This is a genomic window from Neoroseomonas lacus, from assembly GCF_014644535.1.
In the GTDB taxonomy this organism is placed as follows: Bacteria; Pseudomonadota; Alphaproteobacteria; order Acetobacterales; family Acetobacteraceae; genus Neoroseomonas; species Neoroseomonas lacus.
The window spans coordinates 268305-283858 of record NZ_BMKW01000008.1; the positions used below are offsets into that span (position 1 = coordinate 268305).

A 15554-nucleotide genomic window follows, 5' to 3' on the forward strand; every position below is an offset into this window, starting at 1 on the left:
ACAGCCCGTCATGGGCCGAGCCTCAATCCGACGCCATCTACCCTGGATCTTCGGCGAAGTTCCGTGTATGTTCTCTACATCGGCGGCGTCGCGGCGCCCGACGTCCCATCAGTCTCGGAACGGCGTAAAAGCTTAAAATCCTAAAATCTTAAAATGCACAATCCCAAGCACTTACACCCCAAATACCCCTCAAGCCGTCCCAAATATCCTGTCCCCCGCATCCCCCAACCCGGGTCGGATATAGCCGTGCTCATCCAACGCCCTATCGACCGCCGCCGTCCAAACCTCCACATCCGGGTGCTTCTCCTGCAACCGGGCGATCCCCTCCGGCGCCGCCAACAGGCAAACGAACCGGATCGACCTGCATCCCCGCGCCTTGAACCGGTCGATCGCCGCGACCGCTGAATTCGCCGTCGCCAGCATCGGGTCGAGCACCAACACCAACCGCTCCGCCACATCGCTCGGCGCCTTGAAGTAGTACTCCACCGCCTGCAACGTCGCCGGGTCCCGATACAGCCCGACATGCGCAACGCGCGCCGCCGGTAACAACGCCAGCATGCCATCCAGCATGCCCAACCCCGCCCGCAACACCGGCGCCAGCACCAGCTTCCGCCCGGCAATCCGCGGCGTCATCATCGGCTCCAACGGCGTCTCGATCGGCACCTGCTCCAGCGGCAAATCCCGCGTCACCTCGTAACACAGCAGCATCGCGATCTCGCCCAGCAGCCGCCGGAATTCCGAGGACGGACACCCCGCCTCCCGCATCAGCCCCAGCTTGTGCTGGATCATCGGATGCGTCGCCACATGCACCGGCGCCGCCATCCCCACTTCTTTGCCCATCGCCCGCCTCCCTGCCGTCCCGCCTGCTTGGCCCAAAGCCCCGGCCGACGCCAGAGCCCCCAGCTTGATTCGCCAATAGGTTGATTTAATCTCGGCAATCAGCAACTATACTCCCATGCCAGACACCGGACTGATGCCCGTTGCTGCCAGAACCGCCCCGGTCGCCGCTGGGGAGGTCGTGGTCATCGGCCTGGGCTATGTCGGCCTGCCCATCGCGCTGGAAGCCGCCGCCGCCGGCTTCTCCGTCACCGGCTTCGACCTCGACCCCACGGTGGCGCGCGCTGCGGAAGCGGCTGGCCACGGCCGAGGGGGCTCCGGCCGCCTCACCGCCACCGCCGACCCCCGCTCGCTGCCGCGGGCCGAGACCTGGCTCATCTGCGTCCCGACGCCGCTCGACGCCACCGGCCGCCCCGACCTCTCCCTGGTCGCCGCCGCCCTGGCCACCTGCCGCGCCAACCTCGCCCCCGGCGCGCTGGTCTGCCTCGTCTCCACCTGCCAGCCCGGCGCCACCAACGGCATGTGCCGCCGCGCCCTCGAGGATGACGGCCTGCTGGTTGGTCGCGACGTCTTCCTCGCCGTCTCGCCCGAGCGCGAAAACCCCGGCGGCCCCACCCCCGGCCCGCGCCACACCCCCCGACTGCTCGGCGCGCCCGACCCCGTCTCGATGGCCCGCGCCCGCGCCTTCTGGGAGCGCATCACCGACTGTGTCGTGCCGGTGGCCACCCCCGAGATCGCCGAATGCGCCAAGCTGCTCGAAAATACATACCGCTTGGTCAACATCGCGCTGATCGATGAACTGCATCGGGGCTTCGCCGCCCTCGGCGTACCGACCCGCGCGGTGGTCGAGGCAGCGGCGACCAAGCCCTTCGGCTTCGCCCCCTTCTGGCCTGGTACCGGCGCCGGCGGCCACTGCATCCCGGTCGACCCCGCCTTCCTGCAGATGGAACTGGCCCGCGTTGGAGCGCCTTCCGCCATGCTCGCCAGCGCCACCGAGGCCAACCGCGCCCGCCCCGCCCGCATCCTTGCCGCGGTGGAACACGGCCTGGGCGGTTCACTGGCCGGCCGCCGCGTCCTGGTCCTCGGCGTCACCTACAAGCCCGAGGTGCCGGACCTGCGCGGCGCCGCCCCCGTCGCCCTGCTGCGTGCCCTGACCGCCCGCAGCGCCGAGGCGCTGTGGCACGACCCGGTGCTGGGCGAGACGCCGCCGGCCCTCAGCCACCTGCACCGCGTCACCGACCTCGCGGCGGCCGCACCGGACGCCGTCATCCTCGGCACGCCGCACCGCGCCTATGGCCAAGTGCCGATCACCGCCCTGGCGCCGCTGGTCTTCGACCCCTTCGGCCTGCTGCCGCCCGACCCGTCCGGCCGCGTCCGGGCGGTTTGAGTGTCCATTCGGGCATGCGCCATCCGGCGCATTGCCGCATGCGGCCCCGGCACTCAGCCGCCCAGGTCAGTAGCCTGGTTTGGGTAGGGCAGGGGTGCGGGCCCGTGCCGGACCCGGCAAACGCCCACTGACGCCCAGGTGCAGCCAAGCTCCTCACCGCCACTTCGGCTATCGCCCCGATATCGGCGGCGCGCCCAGGCACTGAACCACCCATCAAAGTCCCATCGTGCCTCGACGATGCTGCATTCATGGGTGTTCACGCCACCTGCTCCTGGCGTTGTCTGGCGAGCATCCTCACGCGTTCCGATAATTCCGCCCGAACGCGATCGGTGCGCGGCCCATCCGGCATTCACCCGGCAGCGGCGATCGCCCCCAGCCGGTCCAGCAGCCGCAGCAGCCGCGGCGCCAACAACCGGTCGAGCCCCAGCTTGTGCAGCGCCGCGCGGTCCTCCGGCAGCGGCCCCTCGAACAACTCGGCGAGCCGCGCATCCGCGGCGACCGGCGGGCGCCCGGCGAGCAGCGCCAGCACCGCCGCCCCCGGCTCGGCCACCGCCATCGGCCCATCCCCACGCCGCGCCGCCGCCAGGCGCATCGCCCCCGGCTGCCACACCGCATCGTCTTCGGCGCCCGGCGTCGGCGCCACCGAGAAGGCCGCGCGCGCCTCGGCGCCCGAGACCAGCCCGCAGGGCGGCGCCATCGCCTCCGTCACCAGCGCCGATTCCTGCAACAGCACCCCGCGCCGCCGCGCCCGCGACGGCACCACGATATCCGGCGTGAGCGCCATGGCGGCATTGGAGGCGGCGTCGCGGTCATCCTCGAGGAACCAGCCGATCGCCGGCCCGGCGAAGCCCTGCCGGCGCAGCCTCGGCACCCAATCCTCCCCGTCATGCGCCGCGAGCAGCCGCAGCACGATATCGGCCACCACCGCCCCCGGCGCCACCCGTGGCACGACCTCGAGCGCGATCCGCCGCGTGGCCAGCGCCGCGCGCGCCTCCTCCTTCGCGGCGGGCGAGATCGTCTCGGCACAATGCGGGTCGACCAGCAACAGCCGCACCGGGCGGCCCGCCGGCCGGAGCGCCCCACGCAGCCGCGCCGCCACGTTCGCGACGCGGGCCGGCGGCGGGGCAGGGGCGGCGAAGCGGTCGCGCACCATCACCTGTTCGGCGGCCAGCGCCGAACGTTGCCCGCTGCGTTGCGCCGGATGGGTCCGATAAAACGCGACCGGCCAGCGCGCCTGGGCGATGCGCGCCCCGGCCACCGCCGCGCGCAGCCACAGTTCGTAATCGAACACCGCCGACAGCCCGGTATCGAGCCGCCCGCCGAGCTGTTCCCAGAAGCGCCGCGCGACCAGAACCTCGGGTTGCAGGAAAAACCGCCCGGCCCCCCAGCGCCCGAAGACATCCGCCAACCCGGCGACGGTGAAGTCCCGCACCCCGCCCGGCAGCGGCTGCTGCAACCCGGTGATCCGCCGCGCCCGGTGCGCTACCGACCAGCCATGCACCAGATCCGCCGCCGGGTCCGCCGCAAACGCCGCCCCCAGCACATGCAGCGCGCCTGGCGCCAGCAGGTCATCGGCATTGATCCAGCCGATGAGGTCCGCATCGTTGCCGGCAAACCCCTTGCCGATCGCCTCCGCCGGCCCGCCATCGGGCTCGACGATCACGCCATGCAGCCGGTCCCGGTGGCGCGCCAGCACCGCCGCCGTCCCGTCGGTCGAGCCGCCATCGACGACGACATGCTCGACCGCCGGATAGCCCTGCGCGGCGACGGAGAGGATCGTCTCCTCCAGCCACGGCCCCGGATTCAGGCAGGGCGTCACCAGCCGGATGCGCGGCCAGCGCCCACCCGGCGGCAGCAGCGCCTCGAAGCCGCGCCGTGTCGCCTCGGTGGGGGGCGCGAAAGGCCAGGGCAATTCGCCGAAGCGTGGCCAGGCGGCGCCGGCGAGCATCGGCTCCCCCGCCGCCGGCAGGGCGCCGAGCAGCGCCGAGGCCGCCCCCACATCCCCCGCCGCCAGTGCCGCATACCCCGCATTGAACCGCGTCGACGGGTCACCCGGCAGCGCCACCTGGGCCGCCGCGAAGGCAATCGCCGCCCGCGCCGGCCGATGCGTCGCGAGATGCGCCAGCCCCGCCAGGCTCTGCGTCACGCCAAGCCCCGGCCGCGTCAGCCGCTCGACCAGCGGGCGCGTTCCCCGCGCCTGCACCGCCGCCCCAAGCGTCCGCAGCAGGTCATCCCGCCCGGCCTCCTCGGCAAGGCGCGCGAGTTCGGCGATGTCAGCCTCCCGCCCCGCCCCGGGGTCGAGGCAGGCCGCCGCCACCATCCCCTCCAGCAGCGCCAGGTCGGCACCGTCCTGCAGGCTGCGCTGGAAGCTCGGCAACCCGGCGCTGAGGAACAGGCCGATCGTCAGCCGGTCCGGCCGCCCGCGCCAGCAGAGCCGCAGCACCGCCGTCGCCGCCTCCGTCGCGCCGGAAACATGCAAATGCCCGGCAACCTCGATGCCAAGTACCGCGAGGGCCGGGTCGTCATTCGCCGCCAGCGCCGCGCAGGCCAGCGCGCGCGCCGAGCCCGGCCGTTCCAGCCGCGCATGCAGCAACGCCGCGCGCAGCCTCAACCCAGGCTCGGCAGCAACCGCCGTGGCGGCGAGGGCGACGGCAGCGGGCAGGTCACGCCCCGCCGCGGCCGCCTCCGCGGCGGCCATCGCGGCCTGGCCCTCTGCCGGCACCGTCATGGTCCGCGCTATTCGGCCGCCTGCGCCGCGACGGGCAGCACCGCCGCGAGCGAGGTGCGCACCACGATCGCCGCCGGCCCGGGTGCCGCCAGCGCCGCCGCCAGTGCCGGGAAATCGGCGTTGCTGTCCACCCGCGTCACCGGCACGCCGAACGACCCACACCAGGCGACGAAATCCGGGTTCGCGAGCGAGGTGCCCGACACCCGCCCCGGATGCGCCCGCTCCTGATGGATGCGGATCGAGGCATAGGCGCCATTGTCCGACAGCAGCAGCTTGAGCGGCACGCCCCGCGCAACGGCCACGGCGAACTCGCCCGCCGTCATCAACGCGCCGCCATCGCCCACCGCCGCGATCACCTGCCGGTCCGGGTAGCGCAGCGCGGCGGCGACCCCCGCCGGCACGCCAAAGCCCATCGCCCCCGACACCGGCGCGAGCAGCCGCTGCGGTGGCACCCAGGGCAGTTTGCGATAGAAGGGCGCGCCGAAGGTGCCGGCATCCAGCGTCACGATGGCATCGGCGGTGGCGACCTCGCCGACCAGTCGCGCGACCTCGGCGAAGGCGACGCCGTCATTGTGCTGGCCGGGGCGGATCCCGGTATCGGCAAAGTGGATCGCCCGCAGCCGGGCATTCCAGCCTTCGCGCGCGGCGGGCGCGGCGGGTGCCTCGGCGGCCAGCGCCTCGATCAGCGCGAGCGCATCGGCGGCCAGCGCCATCTCGGCCGGGAACAGCCAGCCGAGGAAGCGCGGCTCCGCGCAGACATGGACCAGCCGCTGTCCCTCGGCCGGCCAGGTCCAGCCCTGGGTGGTGATGTCGGTCAGCCGGGTCCCGAGCGCCAGCACCAGGTCGGACTCCGCGAAGGCGGCGCGCTGCTGGTCCGGGTTGCGCAGGCCGAGATCGCCCGCATAGAGCGCGTGGTCGTTGGGGAACAGATCCTGCCGCCGGAAGGAGACGGCGACCGGCAATTGCCACGCCTCGGCGAAGGCCTGCAACGCCGCGCGCCCGCCCGGCCGGTCGAAGGCATGGCCGGCGAGCAGGATGGGGCGCTCGGCCGCACGCAGCATCGCGGCGAGCCGCGCGACCTCGGCCGGTGCCGGGATGGCGGGTGCGACGATCGTCGCCGGCAGGGCAGGGGCGGTGCAGGCCTCGGCCAGCACATCCTCGGGCAGCGACAGCACCACCGGCCCAGGGACGCCCTGCATCGCCATCGCATAGGCGCGGCCGATCAGTTCCGGGATCTGGTTCGGCTCGGTCGCCTCGCCGACCCATTTGGCGATGCCGCCGAACATCCTTCCGTAGTCGATCTCCTGGAAGGCGTTGCGGCGCAGGTCGCGCTTCTCGACCTGGCCGACCAGCAGGATCAGCGGCACCGCGTCCTGCTCCGCGGTGTGCACCGCGATCGACGCATTGCACGCCCCCGGCCCGCGGCTGACCAGCACGACGCCCGGCCGCCCGGTCATCTTTGCGTCGGCCACCGCCATGAAGCCGGCGCCGCCCTCGGAGCGGCAGGTCACAAGGTCGATGCCCTCATGCGCGTGCAGGGCGTCGAGCAGGGCGATGTAGGATTCGCCCGGCACGCAGAAGGCGCGGTCAATGCCCTGGGCGGCGAGGAAATCGATCAGTCGTTCGGCGGCGGTCGGCATCCGGTTGGGTCTTTCTTGGGACGACCCTTCCGATAGCGCGCCGCGCGCGGATGATCCATGGCGGGGGGTGGCGGAACCGGCATGCCACGGTATGAAGGTTCAGAAGCACGGCGTGGCCGGCCCACAGTGGGCCGCCGCAGCCCTGCCGCAGGGAACACGTTCATGATGCTGGATCGCCGCGCAACCCTCACCCTCGCGATCGCCGCCGGCTTCGCTGCGCCCGCCGTGCGCGCCCAGCCCGCCGCCTGGCGCCCGAACCGGCCGATCCGATTGATCGTGCCGTTCGCCCCGGGTGGATCCAACGACATCGTCGGGCGGCTGGTTGCCGAAGCCGCCGGCACGCTGCTCGGCCAGCCCGTGATCATCGAGAACCGCGCCGGCGCCGGCAGCATGGTCGGCGCCGAGGCCACCGCGCGCGCGCCCGCCGATGGCTACACGCTGCTGATCAACAGCGCGCAGTCCACGGTGCCGGCCATCGTCGCGAACGTGCCCTACAACTCGGTCGATGATTTCGTCGGCATCGCGGTCGCCGGCTTCTCGCCCTATGTGCTCGCGGTCAATCCGGGCTTGCCGGCGCAGACCGCCCAGGAACTGGTCGCGCTGCTGAAGGCCAATCCGGGACGCTACAACTTCGCCTCCGCCGGCCTCGGCAGCGGCGTGCATGTCGGTGGCGAGCTGTTCCGCGCCATGACCGACACGCAGTTCGAGATCGTCCACTACCGTGGCGGCGGCCCGGGCGTCGCCGCGATCATGAGCAACGAGTCGCAGTTCGGCCTGCCGACCATGGCCTCCTCGCTCGGCCAGGTGCGCCAGGGCGGCGTGCGCGCGCTCGCCGTCGCGGCCGCCGAGCGCAGCCCGGCGCTGCCCGACGTGCCGAGCGCGCCGCAGGCGGGCCTCCCCAACCTCATCCATGAGGAGAACTTCCCGATCCTCGCGCCGAAGGGCACGCCGCCCGAGATCGTCGCGGCCCTCAGCCTCGCCTTCCGCACCGCGATCCAGCGCATCGGGCCGCGCATGATCGAACTGGCGGGCGTCGCCCCGCGCGAGGGTTACGACACCTCCGCGAAGGTGATGGAGCTGGTCCGCGAGGGCGTGGAACTCAACACGCGGGTGCTGCGCCAGGCCGGCGTCCAGCCGCAATAATACCGGCGGCCCGGCGTGTCTGTCGGGCCCCAGGCGCCGGCGCGCCCGTCCGGGCGCCTAGCTTGCGCGCCGGGCACTCTTGCCGTGGAGGCCCATGCCGGTCCGGGCGCGATCGCGCCGCGCGCCCCCAGCCCGGTGCAGGGCTTCGGGCCGATGGGCTTGCCGGCATATGCCTCGGCCGGGCGACTCGGGGGATGCCCGCCGCCGCGGAACGTGCGATGAACCGCCCTGGAAGGCCGGCATCTGAACGCCGTGTCCCAGGGAGGCTACAATCCATGACCACGCGCCGCGCGGCTCTCGCGCTCGCCCTCGCCACGCCCGCCATCGCTCGCGCCCAGCCGGCCTGGCGCCCTGACCACCCGATCCGCGCCGTGGTACCTTTCGCCCCAGGCGGGGCCACCGACGTCGTCGCCCGCGTGCTTTCTGAGACGGTCGGCGCGCAGCTTGGCCAACCCCTGGTGATCGAGAACCGCGCCGGTGGCGCGGCCGGGCTGATTGGCACGGATGCCGTCGCGAAATCCGCGCCCGATGGCTACACCATCCTCATTCACTCCAATGCCCATGTAATCGCGCCGAGCCTCGTCGCGCACATGCCGTATGACCCGATCGCCGATTTCGCGGGGGTGGCGCATCTGGGCGTGATCCCGCAGGTGCTGGTGGTCAATCCGCGCCTGCCGGTGACCGACATGGCGTCGCTGCTGACCTGGCTGCGCGCCAATTCGGGGAAGATCAACTTCGCCTCCGCCGGCATCGGCAGCGCCAACCACCTGGCGAGCGAGGTGTTCCGCGCCGCGGTGCCGGGTGTCGAGATGCAGATCGTGCAGTATCGCGGCGGCGGACCGGCGATGGCCGCGGTGATCTCGGGCGAGGCGCATATGGCCGTCGACCCGGTGGCTTCCGCCGTGCCGCATATCCGCGGCGGCACGGTGCGCGCCATCGCGGTGGCAGGGCCGGCGCGCGCCGCCGTGCTGCCCGAGGTGCCGTCGGCGACCGAGGCCGGCCTGCCGGCATGGGCGGCCGGAGCCTGGTTCCTCGCGCTGGCCCCGGCGCGGACGCCGCCGGCGGCGATCGCGGCGCTCAACGCCGCCTTCAACGAGGCGATGGTCCGCCTCGCCCCGCGCCTCGGCGAACTGGGGGTCGAACGCCAACCGCAATACGCGACGCCCGAGGCACTGATGACCTATGTGCGCGCCGAGCAGGTCCGCAGCGCGGCCGTCCTGCGCGCGGCCGGCGTGCTGCCGGAATAGGCGCACCGAGGCGGCGGCATCCGCCCGATCGCCGATACCCGCCGCCGAGGCCAGAGCGTGATTGGTTCACCTTCGTTCACCAACCCCGCTTCAACCTTTTGGTTGATCGCGTGATTCAGACTTCCGGTGCATTCGCACCTGCGGCCATCACGCCACAGAGCGGTTTCCGTTCGCCTCGGCTCACGGAACCCTCTCCAGCCTGTTGTTCTTGCGAGCATCTTCACCCGGTCAGATGTTTCCACCTGATCGGGATCTGCTCTACGACCCGCGCTGCATCAGTGCGATGACCGCCCGCTGCCAGGTTTCCCAGGCCTGGTCGGCGGCGGCGCCGGCCTGCTCGGCCTCGCGGCTCGCGCTGTTGAGGCGGCGGCGGGCTTCCTGCAGGTCGGGGCCGGTGCGGTCCTCGGCAGCCTTGCGCGCGCGCTCCAGTGCCTGGTCGGCGCTGCGATAGCTGCGCTGCTTCAGCCGCGCATCGTCGAGCAGGCGGCGCAACTCGCCCATCGCCTCGACCGCGGCAGCGAGGTCGGCGCGGCCGGGCACGTCCGCCGGCGTGCGGGCCAGCACCTCCTGCAACCGTTCCATCGTGCCGGGACCGCCGGGCAGGCGGCGCAGGTTCTGCTCCAGGTCGAAGGTCTGCCACCGCAGCAGGATCGGCTCGCCGAGGCCGCTGTCCCACAACGGCATGTCCTGGCGGATCGGCCGTTCAAAGGCCAGGTGCAGCGTCTGCGGGCCACCCTCGAGCGTGGTCTCGTAGCGCAGGCCGAAATCGCCCTGCGAGACGACCGGGAAACGCGGCGTCGCGCCGGGGCGCGCCGGCACGTCCACCACCACCAGGCCGCGCCCGCCATGCGGGTCGACGGCAAGTGCGGTGTCCTCGACGCGCTGCATCTCGACGCGGACGAAGCCGCGGCGCAGCGCGATGCCGATGATGCGTTCGTTTGTCGAGGCGGTCTGTGCCACCTGCACGTCGCGGTCGCGCCCGAAGGCGAGGATGCGGCCATCGCCGGCGGGCATCGCGCGGATCTCGGCATCGCCGAGGAAGACACCGGCCTCAGCCCCCTCCGCGCCATAGACTGTGGCGAGGCCGTCCGGCAGCGTGTGCGGCGAGGCGTTGCGGATGCGCACCGCCTGCAACGGGCTGCGTGCGTTGAGGTCCTGGATCCACCAGATGCGTTCGGCCGGCAGGCGGATGTCGAGGAACGGCACATTCGCCGTCTCGCCGCTGTGGATCGTCACCGGCTCGGCGAGGACGAAGGCGACGCGCCCGGCCGAGGCCTCCGCGGTGGCGCCACCGGCCGGCGCCGAGGTGCCGGCGATGCCGCCGGCGGCCCCGCCGATCACGGCCTCGGCCCGGCGGGCCATCTGCGGCGCTGCGGCCATTTCGCGCGACATGGTCGTCGATGGCACCGGTGCCGGCGCGGGCAGCGGGATCGGCCGGGCGCCGGTATCGGGGCGGACGTGCACCGCCCCGGCGATGTGCACCGGCAATTCCGGCCGCGGCACGGTGATGGGGTCATAGATGCGCTGGCGGAAGGCGGCGGCATCGCCCGAGACCAGGGCGAGGCGCACGCTGTCCCAGTCGCTGCCCGAGGCGTTCTCGACTACCGCCCAGCCTTGCAGCCGGGCCTGTGGCGCAGGGCTCGCGGCAGCGGTCATGGGTGGCACCAGTAGCCGGTAGGATGGCTTCCACAACGGCGCGCCGGCGACATACAGCACCGCGACCTGGCGGGCGCGGTCGGCGCGCAGGCGGATGTCGATGCGCCGCTCATCCGCGCTGCGCGCGGCCGCCAGCGCTTCGGCCGCGCGGGCAACGCGCGCGGCGAGACCCTCGTCGAGCAGCTTCACCTCGTCGCCTTCGCGCAGCAGCACGGTGACCAGGCCGCGCGGGGTGATCAGCGTCAGGCGCAACCCATTGTCGGTCTCGGCGGCATCGGCGATGCGGCCGCGCGCGCTGCCGGCCTCCGCTTCCTGGCCGCGCAGCGCCGCGAGCAGGCGGGCGCGGCTGTCGAAATCCTCCGCCCGCAACGGCAGGCCGCGGAAGGCCTCGCCAGCCAGGTCGCGCGCGGGAAGGCGCAGTCCTTCGACGGTGCCGGCGGGGTCGACGACGATCAGGCTGCGCAGCAGGTCGTCCACATCATCGGTGCGGGCGCGGAAGGTGACATTGCCATCTGCCGGCACCTCCCCGGCACGTTCGATCTGCGCAAGGCCGGCGGAGGACAATGTCACGCTGCGCACCGGCAATTCGGTGGCGAGGGCGGTTGTTGCCGTCAACAGGAAGGCAAGGGTCAGGCGGCGCATGGCGTTGTCCTCTCCTCGGGGCGGCGGAGGGTAGGGAGAGGGGCCGGTCGGGTCCAGCGGGGCGGGGCCTGTCGCGTGAAGCGCTTCAGGGGGTGGTGACGGTGGTCACAGGAAGGCAGGCAGCAGCGAGCCGACCATCAGCAGCGCCATGGCGATGTTGAACCAGCGCAACGCGGCCGGCGTGCGCAGGATACGCGACGCGCCGGCACCGAAGCCCGCCCAGACCAGCAGGCAGGGCAGGCAGATCACGGCGAAGACGAGGGCGATGAGCAGCCCCTCCGCCAGCGTGTCGCCGGCCGGCGTGGTGAAGGCCGGGATGGCGGCGAGCGCGATCATCCACGCCTTCGGGTTCACCCATTGGAACAGCGCCGCGCCGATGAAGCCGAGGGGCGGCCGTGACGGTCCTTCCCCGGGTGCGCCGGCGCGGGCGATCTTCCACGCCAACACCAGCAGCCAGGCCCCGCCGATCCATTTCAACGCCGTGTGCAGCGCCGGCCAGGCGGCGAAGGGCGCGGCGAGTCCAAGCCCCACGATCAGCAGCATGACAGCGAAGCCGATGGCGATGCCGAACATCTGCGGCACCGTCGCCCGGATGCCGTGCGTGGCCGAGACCGCCGCGACCATCAGCACATTCGGCCCTGGCGTGACGGAAGCGGCCACGGCGAAGCCGAGCAGCGGGAGGAGCGTTTCCATGATGTGATGCTATGTCAGTAATGCTGTCCTACATGTGTGCTCTTGCCGGGGCGCCCATGCGCGTGTCGCATGGCGCGTCGTCGATGGAGGATGAGATGTCGAACGAGACCCCCGAACAACGCCTGGCCGCGCTCGGCCTGACCCTGCCGCCGGTGCCCAAGCCGATCGGAAGCTATGTGCCCTGGCGCGTCGAGGGCAACATGCTGTGGACCTCGGGGCAGGGGCCGCGGCGCGCCGATGGCGTGCCGGTGAAAGGCAAGGTGCCGAGCGAGATGAGCATCGAGGAAGCCTATGAAAACGCGCGCATGGTCGGCCTCGGCCTGCTGGCCGCGGCGGCCGAAGGGGCAGGTGGGCTGTCGAAGCTGAAGGTCGTGAAGGTGCTCGGCATGGTCAACGCCGACCCGGACTTCAACGACCACCCCAAGGTGATCAACGGCTGTTCGGACCTGTTCGTCGCAGTGCTCGGCGAGAACGGGAAGCATGCGCGCTCCGCCGTGGGGTTCGCCTCGCTGCCGAACCGGATTCCGGTGGAGATCGAGGCAATCTTCACGATACTCGATTGAAGGTTGGGGGAGGGAACTCCCCCAAACCCCCTCCTTCTTCTGTCTTTTTGGCGCGGGCCTCGGATGTCAGTCCCCAATTGATAGAAAACGGTGGAGCTTGGGGTCCCATCGGCGTTGCTCGGCAACGTCGATGGGCACGATTCGGGGGAGGTGTCCTCCCCCGACCTTCACTCAGCCGCGCCGCACATTGATCGGCAGCGCCATCCCCTTCTGCACGCCGCTGATATCGCGCCGCCACGCACTGTCGATGAAGTACTGCCCGAGCGGGATGAACGGCAGATCCTGCCAGAACTGTGCCTGGATGCGCCGCGCCACCACCTGCTGGTCTGCCATCGGCCCGGCGGCGAACCAGGCATCGCGCAGCGCTTCGAGCGCCGGGCTGGTCGGCCAGCCGAACCACGCATTCGCCCCATTCGCCCGCAGCAGCGGGTGCTGCCCCGGGTTGGCGAGGTCGATGCCGCCGAACAGCACCACCAGCGCATTCCAGCCGCCGCGATCGGGCGCCTCGCGATTGGCGCGGCGCTGCAACACCGTGCCCCAATCCGAGGTCGCGCTCTCGGCGTTCAACCCCGACCGCTTCAGCGTGTCGGTCAGCACCGTGGTCAGCGTGTTGTTGTTCACCACGTCGGTCGGGTGCAGCACCGTCACCTTTTGCCCGGCATAGCCCGCCGCGCGCAACGCGGCCTGCGCCGCCGCGGTGCTCCGCGGGCCGGTCATCGCGCCGATGCCCTCGTCATTCGCCAGCGGCGATGACCGTGGGAAGACGCCCATGCCGTCCGACCACAGGCTGCGGTCATCGCCCATGATCGCGGTCATGAAATCCGTCTGGTTGACGCTGTGCAGCAAGGCGCGGCGGATCGCCGGGTCGTCGAAGGGCGGATGCAGGTGGTTGAAGCGCAGCATCGCCATCAGCCCGCCGAAGTCGACACGCTCGAGGATGATGTCGCGATGCCGGCGCATCACCGGGCGCAGGTCGGGCGCGACCTGCTCCCACCAGTCGATCTCACCGGCCTGGATGGCGGCGGAGGCGGTGCCGGCATCGGGCATGATGCGGAAGTCGACCCGTTCGAAATGCGCGAGCTTCGCCCCGCCGAGCAACGAGGGCGCGACCGGCGCCGGCTTGTATTCCTCGAAGCGGCGATAGACGGCGCGCGCGCCAGAGAGCCGTTCCTCCGCGACGAATCGATAGGGGCCGGAGCCGACCACCTCGGTGAAGGGCCGCGCCGGATCGACCTCGGCGAAGCGCTGCGGATAGATGAAGCACGGATAGGATGACGGCTTGGCAAGCGCTTCGAGCATCACGCCGAAGGGCGCTTTCAACCGGATCTCGAAACGCCGGTCATCGAGGGCGCGCATCGCGTCGGTGCGTTCCGCCAACGATTGGCCGAGCGAATCACGCAGCGCCCAGCGGCGGATCGAGGCGACGGCATCGCTCGCGCGGATCGGTTCGCCGTCATGAAAGCGGATGCCCTCGCGCAGGGTGAAGACCCAGCGCAACCCATCCCGTTCGACGACGTGGCCCTCGGCGAGCTGCGGCCGCGGCACGAAATCGGTGTCCGGGCCATACAGCGTGTCCCAGCACATGTGGCCGTGGTTGCGCACGCCGTAGGAGGTGGTGGACATCGGATCGACGGCGGTCACATCAGCCTGCGGAATGAAGCGCAGCGTGTGCGCGGCCGCCCCCTGCGCAAGAGCCGCGCGGGGGCGTGGCGCGAGGGCGAGGCCAGCCCCGCCGAGAAGCATCGATCTGCGCTGCATGGGGATCTCCTGCACAAGGATGGCTGATTTTTCCGCCGCCATTGCGCAGGCCGCAAGCAAAGCGTGCAAGCCCTTGCATTGAATGGATGGACGCCCCGGCTGCTTGCGCCTGTGGCATGCCGCATGCAACGGTTCGCCACGCTCACCCGGCCGTTCAGCCCCAACATTCGGGAGCGAGGGAGACTTTGCGATGCGTTCACTGCTGCGCGCCGTAGCGCTGACCTTCGTCGTTGCCTTCGCCACTGAGGCGACAGCGCAGAACATCCAGCCGGGCCCGACCCTGACGGCTGTTCGCGAGCGCGGCGTGCTGCTGTGCGGTGCCTCGCCCAATGCGCCAGGCTTCGGCGCACCGGACAGCCGCGGCAATTGGCAGGGGATCGACCCCGATATCTGCCGCGCCATCGCCGCCGCCGTGCTGGGCGACCCGACCAAGATCCGCTTCACCCCGCTGACCAGCCAGGCGCGGTTCGCCGCGCTGCAATCGGGCCAGATCGACGTGCTGCCGCGCACGGTCACCTGGACCCATTCGCGCGACACCGCGGTGGGGCTGAACTTCACCACGCCCATTTTCTACGACGGCCAGGGCTTCCTGGTGCGCAAGTCGCTTAACATCACGCAGGCCACCCAGCTGGCCGGCGCCACCATCTGCACCTTTGCCGGATCGACCAGCGAGCTGAATCTCGCCGACTGGGCGCGCGCCAATAACGTGCAGTACACGCCCGTGGTCTTCGAGCAGAACGACGAGGCGCGCATCGCCTACGACAATGGCCGCTGCGACGCGATCTCGACCGACGCGTCCCAGCTGATGGGCCTGATCACCGCCATGCGCGTGCCCGCCGACCACATGGTCCTGCGCGACCGCATCAGCAAGGAACCGCTGACTCCCGCCGTCCGCCAGGGCGACGACCAGTGGAACGACGTCGTGCGCTGGACGATCTTCGCGCTGATCAATGCCGAGGAGATGGGCGTCACCCAGGCCAATGCCGAAGCGATGTTGCAGAGCACCAATCCCGACATCCGTCGTCTGCTCGGCAATGCCGGTGACCATGGGCCGATGATGGCGCTCGACCAGCGCTGGGCCTACAATGCCATTCGCGCCGTCGGCAACTATGGCGAGATCTTTGAACGCCATGTCGGCCATGGCAGCGCCATCGGCCTCGACCGTGGCATCAACGACCTCTGGACGCGCGGCGGGTTGATGTTCGCGCCACCGATCCGCTGAACCAGCCGAACCCCAGATACCGATCGCAGGGAGACATT

General features: G+C 71.4%; 11 protein-coding genes. 5 read left to right on the top strand and 6 right to left on the bottom strand.

The window, feature by feature from the left end; all coding sequences use genetic code 11:
* Positions 1-189: 189 nt before the first annotated feature.
* Positions 190-840 (bottom strand): uracil phosphoribosyltransferase, encoded by a 651-nt coding sequence (gene upp, locus IEY36_RS17290; RefSeq protein WP_188968874.1) that lies wholly within the window; start codon positions 838-840, stop codon positions 190-192.
* A gap of 115 nt (positions 841-955) precedes the next feature.
* On the opposite strand from upp, the gene IEY36_RS17295 reads away from it, so the two are divergent.
* Positions 956-2224, top strand: a complete 1269-nt coding sequence (locus IEY36_RS17295; protein ID WP_188968881.1) for a nucleotide sugar dehydrogenase — start codon at positions 956-958, stop codon at positions 2222-2224.
* Positions 2225-2573: 349 nt separating this feature from the next.
* Here IEY36_RS17295 and IEY36_RS17300 read toward each other — a convergent pair whose 3' ends face one another.
* Together IEY36_RS17300 and IEY36_RS17305 are read right to left on the bottom strand one after the other, a co-directional pair.
* Positions 2574-4952: a glycosyltransferase gene (locus tag IEY36_RS17300; RefSeq protein WP_188968883.1), complete on the bottom strand. Its 2379-nt coding sequence runs from the start codon at positions 4950-4952 to the stop codon at positions 2574-2576.
* 8 nt (positions 4953-4960) lie between these two features.
* Entirely contained in the window at positions 4961-6592 is a 1632-nt protein-coding gene (locus IEY36_RS17305; RefSeq protein WP_188968885.1) for a thiamine pyrophosphate-binding protein, read from the bottom strand.
* Positions 6593-6754: 162 nt separating this feature from the next.
* Here IEY36_RS17305 and IEY36_RS17310 point away from each other — a divergent pair, with 162 nt between their 5' ends.
* On the top strand, positions 6755-7735 hold the full coding sequence (locus IEY36_RS17310) for a Bug family tripartite tricarboxylate transporter substrate binding protein (protein WP_188968887.1): 981 nt from the start codon (positions 6755-6757) through the stop codon (positions 7733-7735).
* A 275-nt stretch (positions 7736-8010) separates the two neighbouring features.
* Positions 8011-8982, top strand: a complete 972-nt coding sequence (locus IEY36_RS17315) for a Bug family tripartite tricarboxylate transporter substrate binding protein (protein WP_188968889.1) — start codon at positions 8011-8013, stop codon at positions 8980-8982.
* 258 nt (positions 8983-9240) lie between these two features.
* Here IEY36_RS17315 and IEY36_RS17320 read toward each other — a convergent pair whose 3' ends face one another.
* Together IEY36_RS17320 and IEY36_RS17325 are read right to left on the bottom strand one after the other, a co-directional pair.
* Complete coding sequence (locus tag IEY36_RS17320; RefSeq protein ID WP_188968891.1) at positions 9241-11280, bottom strand: hypothetical protein; 2040 nt, start codon at positions 11278-11280, stop codon at positions 9241-9243.
* Between the two features lie 105 nt (positions 11281-11385).
* Entirely contained in the window at positions 11386-11973 is a 588-nt protein-coding gene (locus IEY36_RS17325) for a LysE family translocator (RefSeq protein WP_188968893.1), read from the bottom strand.
* 95 nt (positions 11974-12068) lie between these two features.
* Here IEY36_RS17325 and IEY36_RS17330 point away from each other — a divergent pair, with 95 nt between their 5' ends.
* Entirely contained in the window at positions 12069-12536 is a 468-nt protein-coding gene (locus IEY36_RS17330) for a RidA family protein (RefSeq protein WP_188968895.1), read from the top strand.
* Positions 12537-12707: 171 nt separating this feature from the next.
* On the opposite strand, the gene IEY36_RS17335 is transcribed toward IEY36_RS17330, so the two are convergent.
* Positions 12708-14294 carry an ABC transporter substrate-binding protein gene (locus IEY36_RS17335; RefSeq protein WP_188968897.1) on the bottom strand — a complete coding sequence of 529 codons (1587 nt, stop codon included), beginning with the start codon at positions 14292-14294 and terminating at the stop codon, positions 12708-12710.
* Between the two features lie 190 nt (positions 14295-14484).
* Between IEY36_RS17335 and IEY36_RS17340 the strand changes: the two genes are divergently transcribed.
* A complete protein-coding gene (locus IEY36_RS17340; RefSeq protein WP_188968899.1) occupies positions 14485-15516 on the top strand; it encodes an amino acid ABC transporter substrate-binding protein in 1032 nt (343 codons plus the stop codon).
* Positions 15517-15554: the final 38 nt, after the last annotated feature.

Coding starts and splice junctions, on each gene's coding strand:
- upp (WP_188968874.1), bottom strand. CDS start 840: ATGGGCAAAGAAGTGGGGATGGCGGCGCCGGTGCATGTGGCGACGCAT.
- IEY36_RS17295 (WP_188968881.1), top strand. CDS start 956: ATGCCAGACACCGGACTGATGCCCGTTGCTGCCAGAACCGCCCCGGTC.
- IEY36_RS17300 (WP_188968883.1), bottom strand. CDS start 4,952: ATGACGGTGCCGGCAGAGGGCCAGGCCGCGATGGCCGCCGCGGAGGCG.
- IEY36_RS17305 (WP_188968885.1), bottom strand. CDS start 6,592: ATGCCGACCGCCGCCGAACGACTGATCGATTTCCTCGCCGCCCAGGGC.
- IEY36_RS17310 (WP_188968887.1), top strand. CDS start 6,755: ATGATGCTGGATCGCCGCGCAACCCTCACCCTCGCGATCGCCGCCGGC.
- IEY36_RS17315 (WP_188968889.1), top strand. CDS start 8,011: ATGACCACGCGCCGCGCGGCTCTCGCGCTCGCCCTCGCCACGCCCGCC.
- IEY36_RS17320 (WP_188968891.1), bottom strand. CDS start 11,280: ATGCGCCGCCTGACCCTTGCCTTCCTGTTGACGGCAACAACCGCCCTC.
- IEY36_RS17325 (WP_188968893.1), bottom strand. CDS start 11,973: ATGGAAACGCTCCTCCCGCTGCTCGGCTTCGCCGTGGCCGCTTCCGTC.
- IEY36_RS17330 (WP_188968895.1), top strand. CDS start 12,069: ATGTCGAACGAGACCCCCGAACAACGCCTGGCCGCGCTCGGCCTGACC.
- IEY36_RS17335 (WP_188968897.1), bottom strand. CDS start 14,294: ATGCAGCGCAGATCGATGCTTCTCGGCGGGGCTGGCCTCGCCCTCGCG.
- IEY36_RS17340 (WP_188968899.1), top strand. CDS start 14,485: ATGCGTTCACTGCTGCGCGCCGTAGCGCTGACCTTCGTCGTTGCCTTC.